The sequence below is a fragment of the Arthrobacter sp. NPDC056886 genome, assembly GCF_042788715.1.
GTDB lineage: Bacteria > Actinomycetota > Actinomycetes > Actinomycetales > Micrococcaceae > Arthrobacter.
Genome location: NZ_JBHUBT010000010.1, coordinates 231,061 through 245,132 on the forward strand (window position 1 = coordinate 231,061; position 14,072 = coordinate 245,132).

The window sequence follows — 14,072 nt, forward strand, 5'->3', positions numbered from 1 at the left end:
AACCTTGCGCCCGGACGGCGGCAGGACGTTGCTGTGAGCCGCTTCACAGTGTAGCCTCCCAAGCAGACAATGTAGCCCCCAAGGCAACTTGTGATGCTTACTAAGCAACTCTTGCAGAATCAACGACGAGCTGGATGGAGAACAACAATGGTCGAGGAACAGCCTGCCGGTGCCCGCGCGGGGCGGAGCCGCGGAAAGGTCACCGATGTGGAGACCTACGGCATCGAACGGATACCGGAGAAGGACCGCAATGCGAGCGCCTTTGACCTGTTCAGGGTTTCGTTCGGCGGGGCCAACACCTTTGCCACAGCCTTCCTGGGCGCATTTCCAATCCTGTTCGGCCTGTCATTCTGGCAGGGGCTTGCCGCGACGGTGACAGGCCTGGTGGTCGGCGCTCTCCTGCTGGCACCCATGGCCGTCTTCGGTCCCACGAACGGGACCAACAACGCGGTGTCCTCCTCCGCCCACCTGGGCGTGCACGGCCGGGTGGTTGGATCATTCCTGTCCTTGCTGACTGCCTTGGCGTTTTTCTCCATCTCGGTCTGGAGTTCCGGCGATGCCCTCGTGGGTGGCCTGAACCGGCTGGTTGGCCTGCCGCAGGACATGGGCTCGTTCGCCGTCGCCTACGGCCTCTTTGGTGGACTCGTCCTGGTTGTCTGTGTGTACGGGTTCAAGTTCATGCTGCTGGTGAACAAGATTGCCGTCACGGCGGCCACCCTGCTGTTCGTTGTAGGCTTTATCGCCTTCGCGGGCGACTTCAACCTGAACTTTGAGGGCACCTTCGGGACCGGATTCGACGGCGTCGGCATGGCAGGATTCATTCCGGCGTTCATCGGCGCAGCGCTGATCGTCATGTCCAACCCCATCTCCTTCGGCGCTTTCCTGGGCGACTGGGCGCGATACATCCCCACCACCACACCGAAGCGCCGGGTCATGGGTGCGGCGCTGCTGGCCCAGCTGGCAACTCTTATTCCGTTCGTCTTTGGCCTGGCCACGGCGTCCATCATCGCCACCAAGGCGCCGGAATTCATGGACCCGGCGGCGCCGAACTACGTCGGCGGCCTGCTGGCGGTTTCCCCGGCCTGGTATTTCGTGCCGCTGTGCGCCATAGCCCTGATCGGCGGCATGTCCACCGGGGCGTCCTCCCTGTACGGCACCGGCCTTGACTTCAGCAGCGTCTTCCCGAGGTTCAACCGGGTCCAGGCCACCCTCTTCATCGGGATCCTGGCGATCGCATTCATCTTCGCCGGCCGTTTCGCCTTCAACCTCGTCCAGAGCATTTCCACGTTCGCCACCCTGATCGTGACCTGCACCGCACCGTGGATGGTGGTCATGATCATCGGCTTCATCACCCGCCGCGGCTGGTACGACGCCGATGCCCTCCAGGTGTTCAACCGGCGCCAGAGTGGCGGACGGTACTGGTTCAACCACGGCTGGAACCTGCGCGGCATGACCGCGTGGCTGGTCAGCGCCGCAGCCGGGCTGAGTTTGGTGAACATGCCCGGCCAGTTCCAGGGCCCCCTGGGCAACCTGGCAGGCGGCGTGGACATCAGCCTGCCGGCATCGCTGGCCCTTGCTGCTGTCCTCTACCTCGGGCTGCTGTGGATCTTCCCGGAGCCGCGCGGGGTGTTCCCCGCCGCCGGGCCGCGCTGGATCCCCTCGAAGGACACCGCGGTGCCGCCGGTGAGGGATGCAGCCGGCAATACCGTGCCGGCCGTAGCCCCCGAGGCTGCTGCGCCGGGCTTGCCCGGCGACCGGGACCCGGAGCTGGTGGGCCAGCCGTGACGTGGTTCGATCTCAGCGTTCCGCTCCGCACCGGAATGCCTGTCTACCCAGGAGATCCGGAGGTCAGGATCGCATCGGCGCTGACCGTGGAGGCCGACGGCGCCAATGTGCTCTCCCTCGCGCTGGGCTCCCATTCGGGCACCCACGCCGACGCACCCCTGCATGTGGGCGACGGCTGGGCGGCCCTGGACGAACTGCCGCTGTCCCACTTCGGGGGGATCGCCGAAATTGTGGACGTCCGGGGTGTGGCCGGCGGCGGCGCCATTACCGCCGCGCAGTTGGCAGGGATCGCCCCGGCGGGCTCGCCTGTGGATCCCGGGAATCCTGCGGGCCCTGGGAATCCAGCGAAAATCCTGCTCCTGCACACCGGCTGCGCCGCGGCCTGGGGAACCGACGAGTACCTCAAGCACCCGTGGCTCGAGGCTGCTGCGGCGCAACTGATCGTGGACCGCGGCTACCGCGCCGTTGGCCTGGATGCCCTCAGCGTGGACCCCAGCTCCCCCAGTACCTGGGACGGGAACCCGGCGGAGGGCGGCTTCCCCGCCCACGCCATCCTGGCCGGAAACGGCTGCATCATCGTGGAAAACCTCACCGGGCTGGAGCAGGTCCAGAGGGCCAGGGACGCAGGATCCGACGTCGAGGTCTTCCTCTTTCCGCTCAATATCCCCGGGGCCGACGGCGCCCCTCTCCGGGCCGTGGCCCGGCCGCTGCCCGTTCCGGCGCTGGAGCCGACAGTACTGAAGCCGACGGTGCTGCAGCCGACAGTGCCCGGCGCGCTCAGCCGGGAAGAGGTGCAGGAGGCAGCGGACCGACTGGTCGCCGCCTTCGCGGCCACGGACACCGAGGCCTACTTTGCAGCCTTCAGCCCCCAGGCGACATTCATCTTCCATCCGGAAGCCCAGAGCCTTGGTTCGCGGTCCGCCTACCGGGCTCTCTGGGACAGCTGGCTCGCCGGCGGCTGGCGGGTGCTGGACTGCCGGAGCAGCGAGCAGGATATCCAGCTCCTGGGGGCTACTGCGGTGTTTTCGCACCGGGTGGCCACGACAGTCCAGATTGACCGGGACGGTGGCCGCGATACAAGCGATGAGCGCGAGACCATCATCTTTTCCCGGGCCCTGGACGGCAGCGTCGTCTGCGTCCATGAGCATCTCTCGGCGTGCCCCGCAGATGGCTAGGGCCAAAGGTCCCGGAACGAAAGGAACCGCAGGTCAACGGCACCCGGCCCGCCGGACCCGTATTTCCGGACCGAAAGTTGCCCCTGAAGGGATTTGACGTGTCAATAAATATGACGTTACTGTTCCTGAATCCATTGGGGCCGACTAGAAGTACTCCAAGAAAGACAGAGCTATGACCACCACCACCCAGTCCATTGAGATCCAAGTCGATAGCCGGCGCGTCCTCGACGAACGACTCAACGACGCCGTCCGCGGGCTGCAGCAGCTCGCCATGACCACGGGGACGCACGGCATTTTGCTCACGCGGCACAAGCCCGGCCACTACACCGCGGCCCTCTCCGACCAGGTCCCCTTCGGCATGACCCGCGAGCTCGTTCACTGAGCTGAGCCATCGGCAAACCGGACGCTGAGAGCCGGACTTAAAAAGCCAGGTCCCGGGCGGCAGAGCATCGACTCGCCGCCCGGGACCTTTTTGGCGTTTCAGGGACAGTGACCGGGCATGGCCTGGTCACCGGCCAGGGTCTGGTCACCGGTGAGGGTCTGGTCACCAGTCATGAACGGTGCCGTCCACGAGGCGGTTGTAGGGCAGGTAGGCCTGCTGGTAGGGGAACGCGGCGGCGGCTTCCTCGTTGAATTCGACGCCGATGCCCGGCGCCTCGCCCGGGTGCAGGTAGCCGTCCACGAACGTCATGGACTGCTCGAAGACCTCGTTCGTCGCATCCGAGTGCTGCATGTATTCCTGGATCCCGTAGTTGTGGATCGCCAGGCCCACGTGCAGCTGCGCGGCGAACCCGACCGGGGAGATGTCGGTGGGGCCGTGGAAGCCGGACTTGATCTGGTACTGCGCGGCGAAGTCCATCACCTTCTTCAACGGGCTGATCCCGCCGAAGTGCGTGGACGCGGCCCGGACGTAGTCGATCAGCTGTTCCTTGATCAGGGTCTGGTAATCGTAGACGGTGTTGAAGATCTCCCCGATCGCCAGCGGGGTGGTGGTGTGCGCCCGGACCAGGCGCAGCGCCTCCTGGTTCTCGGCCGGGGTGCAGTCCTCGAGCCAGAACAGGTCGTACGGCTCCAGCGCCTTGCCCAACTTCGCGGCCTGGATCGGGGTCATCCGGTGGTGCCCGTCATGCAGCAACGGGATCTCCGGGCCGAACTCGTTCCGCACCGCCTCGAACACCGTCGGCAGGTGCCGCAGGTAGGCCCGGGTGTCCCAGTCCTCCTCCTGCGGGAACGCGCCGCGCCCGGCCGGTTCATAGTCATACCGCTCCCCGGAGGCCTGGGCCTGCGCCGCGACCCCGTACACGGCCTTGATCCCCGGGACCGCGGTCTGGATCCGGATCGACTTGTAGCCCAGCTCCAGGTGCTCCCGGACCGAATCGAACAGCGAGGGCAGGTCCGCGCCGGAGGCGTGCCCGTAGGCGCGCAGCCCGTTCCGGGACGCCCCGCCCAGCAGCTGGTAGACCGGCATCCCGGCAAGCTTGCCCTTGATGTCCCACAGCGCCATGTCCACCGCGGCGATCGCGGCCATCGTCACCGGGCCCCGGCGCCAGTACGAGGACCGGTACAGGAACTGCCAGGTGTCCTCGATCCGGTGCGGATCCTTGCCGATCAGCAGCTGCGCGACGTGCTCCTTCAAATACGCGGCCACCGCGAGCTCACGCCCGTTCAGCGTCGCGTCCCCGATCCCGGTCACCCCGTCCTCGGTGGTGATCCGCAGCGTCACGAAATTCCGGGAGGGGCTGGTCACAAAGACTTCAGCAGCAATGATTTTCACAACAGGTCCTTTTCTGGTCTTTCAGGGAGTGTCTTAGCTGCGGGGCGCCAGCGGCGCCAGCGACGCGGCCTCGGCGGCGGCCCGGGTCAGCCGCCCGGGCCGGGGTCAGCGCTGCGTCGTTCCGCCCGGGGTGCTCCCGAGCAGTGCCAGCTCAGCGCGGCCCGGCAGGCCTTCCCAGTCGCCCGCGGTGCTGACGGCAAAGGCTCCGGCCAGGGCGCCGCGCTGCAGGCGGCCGGCCACGTCGGCGCCGTCGAGCAGGGCCGAAAGGTAGCCAGCGGTGAAGGCGTCCCCGGCCCCCACGGTATCGATGCTGGTCACGGGGACGGCGGGAGCCTCCCAGCGCCCGTCGGCGGTGTGGACGCCGGCGCCGGCAGCCCCGCGTTTGACCACGACCTCACGGACCCCGCGGTCCAGCAGTTCGGTTGCCATGGCCGTTTCGGCGGCGTCCGCACCGGCGTCGGCGTCGCAAGTTCTGGCCGGCCCGGCCCCGGGAGCAGCCGCGACCAGCCCGAGTTCGTCGTCGGAGGCGATCACGATGCTGGCGTGCCGGGTGAGCGGAGTGAGCACAGCGCGGGCCTCCTCCCGGGACCAGAGCTTGCTGCGGTAATTGACGTCAAGGGAGACTTCCATGCCGTCGGCGGCGGCGCGCTCGGCCGCGTACTCCACGGCCTTCCTGGCGTCGGGGCTGAGGGCCGCGGTGATGCCGGTCAGATGCAGGATCCGGGCACCGGCGCTCAAGGCATGGTCCAGGTCCTCCCGGCCGAGGGTGGACCCGGCGGAACCGGCGCGGTAGTAGAAAGCCCGGGTGACATCCGCCGTGCGTTGTTCGAGGAACATCACCCCGGTGTTCCGTGCGGCATCAATCCGGTGCAGCAGCCCGATCCCCTCGGCGCGCAGCTGCCGCAGGATGTACTCGCCATGCGGGTCGGCGCCGACCACCCCGGCCCAGGTGACCCTGTGCCCGAGCCGGGCAACCCCGACGGCCACGTTCGATTCCGCCCCGGCCACGTGCATGCCCAGGGTGCCGCCGGCGGACAGCGGCCCGGTGGACCGCAGCGAGACCATGGACTCGCCAAAGGTGAGCAGGTCAACGGCCTGCGGTGCGGAGGCGCTGGCCACAGCGGCCATCACCGCAGGCTCTCCGCGCGCGGACGGCTGAATTCGGTGGCCAGGGCCACGAATCCGCGGGCCCGTTCCCGCATTGGTGCGAGGTCTCCACCGGAGCCGGCGTCGCCGAACAGCGGTCCGCCGAGCCCGACGGCGATGGCGCCGGCTTCCCAGTAGCCCGCTGCCTCATCCAGCCCGACGCCGCCGACGGCGATGAACGGGATCGTTGGGAAGGGATCGCGGAGCGCCTTGAGGTACCCCGGTCCGCCGATCGACGCGGGGAAGAGCTTCACCGCGGTGGCGCCCCGGTTCATGGCTTCATAGGCCTCGCTGGGAGTCAGTGCACCTGCCAGCACGGGCAATTCGAGCCGGGCCGATTCGGCGATCGACTCTGCCAGCGACGGCGTCACCATGAACTGGCCGCCCGCCTCGGCAACCCGGTGAACGTCCTGGGCCGTCAGCACGGTTCCGGCCCCGACGAAGCAGCCCGCAGGGGCGGCCGCGCGGACCTCACGGATCGCTTCCAGGGCCCCCGGTGTAGTGAGCGCAATCTCGACGTACCGAAAGCCCTCCTCCATCGCCGCGAGGGCTGCCTTCGCGGCGGCTGCCCCGTCCGTGCCGCGCACAATTGCCACCAGCCGGGTCGCCCGGATGCCGGCCAGCAGTGATTCGGGCGTCAGGGTGTTCTCCATGTCAGGCTTCTCTTTCGTCGGGGCATTCAGATCCGGGCTCGGCACGGGGGCGCTCACCACTCGGCGAACGCGCCGTCGGGATGCCGCCAGACGGGACCGCGCCAGGCGTGCCCGCGCTTGTCCGCGGCACGGACCACGGCCTCATCGATCTCGATGCCCAGGCCCGGGCCCGTGAGCCGTTCGATGTGCCCGTCCACGAACTTCAGCGGGGACTTGTCCACCACGTAGTCCAGCACTTCGGCGCCCTGGTTGTAGTGGATGCCGATGCTTTGTTCCTGGATCAGGAAGTTGGGTGTCGCGAAGCCCACCTGCAGGCAGGCGGCCAGCGCCAGCGGGCCCAGCGGGCAGTGCGGGGCGAGCTGGACCTCGTAGATTTCGGCGAGCGAGGCGATCTTGCGGACCTCGGTGATGCCGCCAGCGTGGGAGAGGTCCGGCTGGGCCACGGCGATGCCGGCCTGCAGCGCGGGCAGGAATTCCTGCCGGCTGTACAGCCGCTCGCCGGTGGAGACCGGCGTCGTGGTGGAGGAGGTGAACTCGCGCAGCAGGTGGGTGTTTTCCGGGACCACCGGTTCTTCGAGGAAGAAGGGCCGGTACGGCTCCAGCAGCGGCGCCACCCGGCGGGCATTGGCGAGGCTGAAGCGGCCGTGGAAGTCCACGGCCACGTCACGGTGGTCGCCGAGGACCTCACGGGCCGCTGCCACCCGGCGGACGACGCCGTCGAGCTCGGCCACGGAGGCGATGGGGCTCATCCGGCCGCTGGCGTTCATCTTGACAGCCGTGAGCCCGACCTCCAGCTGCGCGCTGATCTGGTCGGCCACCTCGTTGGGCTCATCCCCGCCCACCCAGCCGTACATCCGGATCCGGTCCCGGACGTGGCCGCCGAGCAGCTGGTGCACGGGGGTGTTGAAGTGCTTGCCGGCGATGTCCCAGAGGGCCTGGTCCAAACCGGACACGGCGCTGGCCAGGATGGGCCCGCCACGGTAAAAGGACCCCTTGGTCATGACCTGCCAGTGGTCCTCGATCCGGAGTGCATCGTTGCCGATGAGCAGCTCGGAGAGCTGGTCGACGGCGGTGCGCACGGTTTCGCTGCGGCCTTCACAGCTCGCCTCGCCCCAGCCGACGATCCCGCTGTCCGTCTCGATCCGGACGAAGAGCCAGCGCGGCGCGACGAGGAACGTTTCAATCCTGCTGATGAGTGTCATCTGTTGCCTAGCCCTTGGTCGCGCCGGCGGTCATGCCGGAGACGATGTACTTCTGCGTGAAGAGCGCAATGATCATGATCGGGATGGTGACCACGGTGGCGGCCGCCATGAGTCCGCCCCAATCGATGCTGGCGTAGGAGACGAAGTCGAAGATCGCGACCGGCAGGGTCTTGGTCTTGGAGCCGGAGAGCACCAGGGCGAACATGAAGTTGTTCCACGAGAAGATGAAGGACAGGATGCCGGCGGTGGCCATGCCGGCGACGGACAGCGGCAGGGTGATGCGGCGGAAGGCGCCGATCGGGGTGAGGCCGTCCACCTGGGCCGATTCCTCCAGCTCCAGCGGCAGGGAATCGAAGTAGCTCATCATGATGTACACGATCAGCGGCAGCGCGACGAACATGTGGCTCAGGATCAGGACCTCGAAGCCGCCCACCATCTTCAGGTTGGAGAAGACGTAGTACCAGGGCACCAGCAGGGAGACGCCGGGGATGACGCGGGCCATCAGGACTACGAGGGCCGAGCGGTGCATCGTGAACCGGCTCATGGCGTAGGCGGCGGGCACGCCCAGGACCAGCGACAGGGCCGTGGAGACGAAGGCCACCCAGAAGCTGTTGAAGATGAAGACGAGGTAGTTGTTCCGCTGCAGCACATTGGCGTAGTTCTCGAACGTGGGGGTGAAGAAGAACGACTTGCCGGTGTCGTAGATGTCCACGTTGGTCTTGAGGGAGGCCAGGAGCATCCAGAACAGCGGGGCGATCAGGAACAGCACCACAGCCACCAGTGCGGCGACGCGGAACACCTTGTACGCGCGGGTGCCCAGCGGCTTCCGGGGGCGCGGCGCCGGGTTGGGCGACGCGGTGGGGACGGTTTGGGGTTCGGTGTTTTCGGACAATACGGTCATTTGCTTACCGCTTTCTTGCGCATGGTCAGCAGCCACATGGAGCCGATGATGATCATGAAGAACAGGATCAGCACCGCGGAGGACAGCCCGTACTGGTTGTAGTCGAAGCTCAGCCCGTAGGCGTAGACGTTCAGCGTCTCCACTTCGTGGAAGGACCCGCCGCCTTTGCCCTTGGTGGCGTAGAGGATGTCGAAGGTCTTCAGGGCGTCGATGCCCCGGAGCAGGACGGCGACGATCACGGTCGGCATCATGAGGGGCAGCGTGATGAAGAAGAAGCGCTGGAAGGCGTTGGCGCCGTCCATCCGGGCCGCCTCGTCGGGCTCCTCGGAGAGGGAGGTCAGCCCGGCCAGCAGGATCAGGACCACCATGGGGGTCCACTGCCACACGTCCATGAAAATGGTGGTGCCGAGCGCCGTGTCCTGGCCGGAGAGCCAGGGCTGGGCGGGAATGCCGACCATACCGAGCAGCTGGTTGACGAAGCCGATGTTGGGGTCGAAGATCAGCCGCCACATCATGCCGACCGCCACGGGGGTGGCGACGAGCGGAAGCAGGATGGCCACGCGGACCCACTTTTCGCCGCGGAACGGGCGCCACAGCAGCAGCGCGATGCACATGCCGAGCACCACCTCGCAGACGAGGGCAACGCCGGTGAAGCTGAGCGTGCGGCCGACGGCGGGCCAGAAGCGTTCGACGTCGGACAGGACCGTGAGGTAGTTCTGCAGGCCGACGAACTCGGAGGCAGCCCTAACCGAGCCCTGCGAATCTGTCAGGCTCAGGTACAGGGTCCAGGCCAGCGGGAAGACGATCAGGACGCCGACGAAGATCATGGCGGGGGCGGCGAAGAGCCACTTGCGGTGCCGGTTGGCCCAGCCCGAGAAGTTCTCGCGTGCGCTAGGGGTGCGGGCGGCCTTCCGGGATGGCGCGCTGCGGGGAGGGGTCAGTACAGACATGGCTCACCTAAGGAGTTGGGGGTGAAGTGAAGAGCTGGCCGCGGCGGGACGGCAGCGGACTGCCGTCCCGCCGGGGCTGGATGGTGCGTGACGCGGGTAGTGCGGCAGGCGCGTAGCGCGCCGGCCGTGCTACTTCTTTTCGGTGTCCAGGAACTTCTGGAAGGCGTCGTGCGCCGTGTCGGCTGCGGCGGAACCGTCAGCGCCGGTGATGGTGGCGACGATCGGGCCGCCCACGATTTCGCGGGCCTTGCCTACGGTGAGGACCTGGGGACGGTCGTGTCCGACGCCGTTCTTGGCGCTGGCGGTGATGGCCTCGGCGAGGTCCTTCGGGTAGGTGGAGGTTCCGGCCGGGTCAGCCCAGACAGAGGCGCGCGGTCCGGGGACGCCGGCCTTCTGTGCTTCGAGGGTGCGTTCCTTGCTGGTGGCCCACTGGATGAACTTCCAGGCGTTGTCCTGGTTGCTTGATGCCTGGTTGATGGCGAGGCCCCAGGACGGGATGTTGTACGGCTTGGAACCTGCGGGGCCGGCCGGCAGTGCGGCGAAGCCGACCGTGTCGGCGACCTTGGACTTGGCCGGATCGGTGGCGTTCTTGTAGAGCGAATCGGCCTCGGTGTAGAAGGCGGCCTTGCCCTGCGTGAAGATAGCCATCGCCTCGGGCCAGCTCATGTCCGTGCTGACGTTGGCGGGGCCGTAGTTCTTGATCAGGCCGCCGTAGAACGCGTAGGCCTTCTTCGCGGCGTCGGAGTTGACGGCGGACTTGCCGCTGGCGTCGGTGAAGTCGCCGCCGAAGCTGTACAGGAAGCTGGAGAACTGGGTGACGGCGGCGGACTTGCCGGTGCGGGCCACGAAGCCGGCCGTGTCCGGGGAGGAAGCCTTGATGGCCTTGGCCGCGGCCTCGAGCTCGTCCATGGTCTTGGGAACCGCCAGGCCGGCGGCCTTCAGCAGGTCTTTGCGGTAGTAGAGGACTTCGCGCTCGGTGATGATCGGGACGCCGACCACCTTGCCGTCAGCGGTGGTGGCCTTGACGGGGCCCTCCTGGTAGTCCTTCCAGTCCCACGTGGCGTCCGAGGAGACCTTGGACGTCAGGTCCGCGAGGTAGCCGTTCTTCGCGAACGTCTTGCCTTCCTGGAGCGGGCGGTACATCATCACGTCGATCTCGTCGCTGCCGGCGTTGAGCTTGACGTTGTACTGGTCCGAGAGCTGGTCCTCGCCCAGTTGGGTCAGTTCGACCTTGAGTCCGCTGGACTTCTCGAATTCCGGAATGGCGGCCTTGATGCCTTCGGTCCAGACATGGTTCGCCAGGGTGACCCGGACCGTGCCGGAGGTCTTGGCATCCGTGCTGCCGCTGGCGCCGCCGCAGGCGGTCAGCCCCAGGGACAGGACCGCGGCGACCGCAGCGTACTTCGCAATTGAACGTCGCTTCATTACGACTTCCTTTGGTTTTCAGGGCTGGCGAGAACGCCCAGCCGGCTGCAAATGCATCTTTACATCTGCTCTGGAAGCGATCATAGAGAAATAAAGCAGACTTAAACAAGACCCTTGCATCCACCCGTATGATTTATTTATGAAAACTCCAAAGGCGGAGCCACCGGCAGACCTGCATTCCGTGCTGGTCCAGAACCTCGGACTGGCCATCGCCGAAGGGACGCTGGCGCCACACTCGATCCTGCGCCTGGACGAGCTTGAGGCCCGGCACAACGTCTCCCGCTCCGTGGTGCGCGAAGCCACCCGCGTGCTGTCCTCTAAGGGAATGTTGGAGTCGCGGCGGCGGCTGGGGACGGTGGTGCAGCCGGAGGAATCTTGGAACGCGTACGACCCCCAAGTGATCCGCTGGCGGCTTGCGTCCTCAAAGCGGCTGGAGCAATTGCAGGCCCTGAACGAGCTCCGCGGGGCAATCGAACCGCAGGCTGCCCGCCTCGCAGCTGAGAGGGCGTCCTGGGATGCCGGCAGCGACCTCGTCTCCCTGGCCGCACGGCTGTGGGCGTCAGGCCAACGCGGGGACCAAGACGAGTTCCTCCGGCTCGACATCGACTTCCACGCGGCGGTGTTGCGGGCCTCCGGCAACGCCATGTTCACCCAGCTGCACAACCTGGTCACCGAGGTGCTGACGGGGCGCACCGAGCACGGCCTCATGCCGCACCTGCCACACCATGAGGCCCTGCAGCTGCATGTGGATGTAGCCAGTGCCATTCAGCGCGGCGAGGCGGACGCCGCACACGCCGCCATGAGCAGGATCGTGGAGCAGTCCACCGAGGAAATGGGCGACATCTGGTCCAGCTATCACGCCGGCTCCCCCGCCTCCCCGGAGACCTAGTGCGCGGTCAGCGGCCGCCCTCGAGCTTCCGGCTGCGCTGCTCCTGGGCCATGGGCCCGTACGGGTAGACGCCGACGCGCGGCCGGCTGGCCTCGGATAGCCGCTCCGTCTCGCCCGTGGTGAGCCGCAGATCCGCTGCCGCGAGATTGTCCGCCAGCTGCGCGGTGGTGCGGGCACCCAGGATCACCGAGGTGACCGCCGGCCGGTCCGCCAGCCACGCCAGTGCCACCTGGGCCGCGCTGACGCCGTGGCGCCCGGCAGTTTCCTCCACCTCGGCCATCACGTCCCAGGTGCGTGGATCGGCGTTGCGGGCCTCCCAGGCCTCCATCCCCCGCTTTGGATTTTCGCCGAGCCGGGTGGCCCCGGCGGGCGGCTGGTCGCGCTTGTACTTGCCGGAGAGCCACCCGCCACCCAGGGGCGACCATGGCAGCAGCCCGATCCCGGCGTCGAGCGAGGCCGGGACAATTTCCGACTCGATGTCGCGGACCAGGAGGCTGTACTGCGGCTGCAGGGTCACCGGCGCACTCCAGCCCTGGGCCTTGGCCATATGGACGGCTTTGGTCAATTGCCAGCCCAGGAAGTTGGAGAAGCCGTAGTAGGCGATCTTGCCGCTGGTGACGGCGTCGTGCAGGAACCGGAGGGTCTCCTCGAGTGGGGTGACCGGGTCCCACGCGTGCAGCTGGTAGAGATCGATCTGCTCTACGCCCAGCCGGCGCAACGAGTCGTCCAGCGCCCGGACCAGATGCCGGCGGGAGGTCCCGACGTCGTTGGGGCCTTGGCCCATCGGGAAGCGGCCCTTTGTGGCCACCACCGCCCGGTCCCGGACGTCCGGCCGGTCTGCCAGCCACCGGCCGATGATTTCCTCCGCCACCCCCGAGCTGTAGACGTCGGCGGTGTCGACGAAGTTGCCGCCCGCCGCGAAGTAGTCGTCCAGGATGGCGCGGGACTGCTCCTCGGTGGCCTCGGCGCCAAAAGTCATGGTGCCCAGCGCGTAGTTGGAGACGACGGCGCCGCTGTTGCCCAGGGTGCGGTATTGCATGGAACTCCTTGGTTCTTGGATCTAAGGGGAGATGTCAGTCTTCCGTGGGGGTGGTGCGCAGCGAGTGGTAGGTCCGCCACGTGTGCTCGGGCGCGTAGCCCAGCAGCCGTTTGGCCTTGTCGATCGAAAGCATGGTCTCGTGCTCGCCGAGATCCTTGACCACTTTCACGTTCGGGAACACCTCTGCGGCGAGGCTGGCGCTGGAGCGGCTCATCACGGTGTCCTCGTTGGCGATGATGAAGGCCTCGAAGCCTGGTTTGCCGTGCTCCAGGGCGCGGGCCACGGCCTGCGCGCCGTCCCGGCCGTCAATGTAGCCCCAGAGATTCCACTTGCGCAGCCTCGCGTCGTGGTCGAAGGAGGGGAAGTCCTCATAGTCCTCCGGGTCCATCACATTGGAGAACCGCAGGCCGGTGATGCTCAGGTCCGGGTCCCAGCGGGTCAGCTGGACGGCCATCTGCTCCTCAAGATGTTTGACCAGCGAGTACGTGCTTTCCGGCCGGGCCGGATAGTCCTCGTCCACCGGGATGTAGGGAGGGTCGACGTCGAACGGCAGCCCGAGCACGGTCTCACTGGACGCGTAGACGATCTTCTTGATCCCGGCCCGGCGTGCGGCCTGGAACACGTTGTAGGTGGACTGCATGTTGTTCTCGAACGTGGCGGCATCAGGGGCATGGCCCGGTGCGGGAATCGCGGCCAGGTGCACCACCGCGTCAAAGCCGGCATGGCGGTCCTCCAGGCCAAGGAACACGTCCACCACCTGGCCGTAGTTGCGCAGGTCCACTTCCGTGAACCCGGGGCTGCGCGCGCCCGTCCGGTCCAGGTTGGTCACCTCGTGCCCGTCATCGCTGAGCCGCCGCACGACGCTTCGGCCCAGCTTTCCGCTTCCTCCGGTAACAGCAACTCTCATCAGGAACTCCTCGGGGTGGCAGGCGTTGCGGACCGTCATGGTCCGGCACGTGGACCGGCACCTTCTCCGGTGCCGGCGGTCACCGTTCCACCCTAAGCGGAGGCGGCCACGGTGCCCAGCCCCGCGTGACCTTCGGCCCTAGGCAGTCCCCGGGCCGGGCGGCAGGCTGGGGCCATGAACCGTGACCAGCGCGTTGTCGTGCGCGCGGGCGCACATCGCGTCCACC

General features: G+C 67.4%; 13 protein-coding genes. 4 read left to right on the forward strand and 9 right to left on the reverse strand.

Features of this window, described 5'->3' with window-relative positions; all coding sequences use genetic code 11:
* Positions 1–147 precede the first annotated feature (147 nt).
* The 3 genes from ACFRJ8_RS18135 (at position 148) to ACFRJ8_RS18145 (ending at position 3,342) form a co-directional block, all read left to right on the forward strand.
* Entirely contained in the window at positions 148–1,785 is a 1,638-nt protein-coding gene (locus ACFRJ8_RS18135) for a purine-cytosine permease family protein (RefSeq protein WP_377987594.1), read from the forward strand.
* The gene (locus ACFRJ8_RS18140) at positions 1,782–2,960 is read left to right on the forward strand and encodes a cyclase family protein (RefSeq protein WP_377987595.1); all 1,179 of its coding nucleotides are present in this window, start codon (positions 1,782–1,784) and stop codon (positions 2,958–2,960) included. Before ACFRJ8_RS18135 ends, ACFRJ8_RS18140 begins: the two co-directional genes overlap by 4 nt.
* Positions 2,961–3,132: 172 nt before the next feature.
* Positions 3,133–3,342 (forward strand): hypothetical protein, encoded by a 210-nt coding sequence (locus ACFRJ8_RS18145; protein WP_377987597.1) that lies wholly within the window; start codon positions 3,133–3,135, stop codon positions 3,340–3,342.
* A 162-nt stretch (positions 3,343–3,504) separates the two neighbouring features.
* On the opposite strand, the gene manD is transcribed toward ACFRJ8_RS18145, so the two are convergent.
* From manD to ACFRJ8_RS18180, 7 genes are all read right to left on the reverse strand, one after another.
* Positions 3,505–4,734 carry a D-mannonate dehydratase ManD gene (gene manD / locus ACFRJ8_RS18150; RefSeq protein WP_377987599.1) on the reverse strand — a complete coding sequence of 410 codons (1,230 nt, stop codon included), beginning with the start codon at positions 4,732–4,734 and terminating at the stop codon, positions 3,505–3,507.
* A 105-nt stretch (positions 4,735–4,839) separates the two neighbouring features.
* Complete coding sequence (locus ACFRJ8_RS18155) at positions 4,840–5,862, reverse strand: sugar kinase (RefSeq protein ID WP_377987601.1); 1,023 nt, start codon at positions 5,860–5,862, stop codon at positions 4,840–4,842.
* Positions 5,862–6,533 carry a bifunctional 4-hydroxy-2-oxoglutarate aldolase/2-dehydro-3-deoxy-phosphogluconate aldolase gene (locus tag ACFRJ8_RS18160; RefSeq protein WP_377987602.1) on the reverse strand — a complete coding sequence of 224 codons (672 nt, stop codon included), beginning with the start codon at positions 6,531–6,533 and terminating at the stop codon, positions 5,862–5,864. The genes ACFRJ8_RS18155 and ACFRJ8_RS18160 overlap by 1 nt, the downstream gene beginning before the upstream one ends.
* 53 nt (positions 6,534–6,586) lie before the next feature.
* Positions 6,587–7,735 carry a galactonate dehydratase gene (gene dgoD / locus ACFRJ8_RS18165; RefSeq protein WP_056430100.1) on the reverse strand — a complete coding sequence of 383 codons (1,149 nt, stop codon included), beginning with the start codon at positions 7,733–7,735 and terminating at the stop codon, positions 6,587–6,589.
* A gap of 7 nt (positions 7,736–7,742) precedes the next feature.
* Complete coding sequence (locus tag ACFRJ8_RS18170; RefSeq protein WP_377987604.1) at positions 7,743–8,636, reverse strand: carbohydrate ABC transporter permease; 894 nt, start codon at positions 8,634–8,636, stop codon at positions 7,743–7,745.
* Complete coding sequence (locus tag ACFRJ8_RS18175) at positions 8,633–9,586, reverse strand: carbohydrate ABC transporter permease (protein WP_377987605.1); 954 nt, start codon at positions 9,584–9,586, stop codon at positions 8,633–8,635. Before ACFRJ8_RS18175 ends, ACFRJ8_RS18170 begins: the two co-directional genes overlap by 4 nt.
* 129 nt (positions 9,587–9,715) lie before the next feature.
* Positions 9,716–11,011 (reverse strand): ABC transporter substrate-binding protein, encoded by a 1,296-nt coding sequence (locus tag ACFRJ8_RS18180; RefSeq protein WP_377987607.1) that lies wholly within the window; start codon positions 11,009–11,011, stop codon positions 9,716–9,718.
* Between the two features lie 139 nt (positions 11,012–11,150).
* Here ACFRJ8_RS18180 and ACFRJ8_RS18185 point away from each other — a divergent pair, with 139 nt between their 5' ends.
* Positions 11,151–11,900 carry a FadR/GntR family transcriptional regulator gene (locus tag ACFRJ8_RS18185; protein ID WP_377987608.1) on the forward strand — a complete coding sequence of 250 codons (750 nt, stop codon included), beginning with the start codon at positions 11,151–11,153 and terminating at the stop codon, positions 11,898–11,900.
* Positions 11,901–11,907: 7 nt separating this feature from the next.
* On the opposite strand, the gene ACFRJ8_RS18190 is transcribed toward ACFRJ8_RS18185, so the two are convergent.
* On the reverse strand, positions 11,908–12,939 hold the full coding sequence (locus tag ACFRJ8_RS18190) for an aldo/keto reductase (RefSeq protein WP_377987610.1): 1,032 nt from the start codon (positions 12,937–12,939) through the stop codon (positions 11,908–11,910).
* A 34-nt stretch (positions 12,940–12,973) separates the two neighbouring features.
* Positions 12,974–13,846, reverse strand: a complete 873-nt coding sequence (locus tag ACFRJ8_RS18195; protein WP_377987611.1) for an NAD-dependent epimerase/dehydratase family protein — start codon at positions 13,844–13,846, stop codon at positions 12,974–12,976.
* Positions 13,847–14,072: the final 226 nt, after the last annotated feature.

Coding starts and splice junctions, on each gene's coding strand:
- ACFRJ8_RS18135 (WP_377987594.1), top strand. CDS start 148: ATGGTCGAGGAACAGCCTGCCGGTGCCCGCGCGGGGCGGAGCCGCGGA.
- ACFRJ8_RS18145 (WP_377987597.1), top strand. CDS start 3,133: ATGACCACCACCACCCAGTCCATTGAGATCCAAGTCGATAGCCGGCGC.
- ACFRJ8_RS18155 (WP_377987601.1), bottom strand. CDS start 5,862: ATGGCCGCTGTGGCCAGCGCCTCCGCACCGCAGGCCGTTGACCTGCTC.
- ACFRJ8_RS18160 (WP_377987602.1), bottom strand. CDS start 6,533: ATGGAGAACACCCTGACGCCCGAATCACTGCTGGCCGGCATCCGGGCG.
- dgoD (WP_056430100.1), bottom strand. CDS start 7,735: ATGACACTCATCAGCAGGATTGAAACGTTCCTCGTCGCGCCGCGCTGG.
- ACFRJ8_RS18170 (WP_377987604.1), bottom strand. CDS start 8,636: ATGACCGTATTGTCCGAAAACACCGAACCCCAAACCGTCCCCACCGCG.
- ACFRJ8_RS18175 (WP_377987605.1), bottom strand. CDS start 9,586: ATGTCTGTACTGACCCCTCCCCGCAGCGCGCCATCCCGGAAGGCCGCC.
- ACFRJ8_RS18180 (WP_377987607.1), bottom strand. CDS start 11,011: ATGAAGCGACGTTCAATTGCGAAGTACGCTGCGGTCGCCGCGGTCCTG.
- ACFRJ8_RS18185 (WP_377987608.1), top strand. CDS start 11,151: ATGAAAACTCCAAAGGCGGAGCCACCGGCAGACCTGCATTCCGTGCTG.
- ACFRJ8_RS18190 (WP_377987610.1), bottom strand. CDS start 12,939: ATGCAATACCGCACCCTGGGCAACAGCGGCGCCGTCGTCTCCAACTAC.
- ACFRJ8_RS18195 (WP_377987611.1), bottom strand. CDS start 13,846: ATGAGAGTTGCTGTTACCGGAGGAAGCGGAAAGCTGGGCCGAAGCGTC.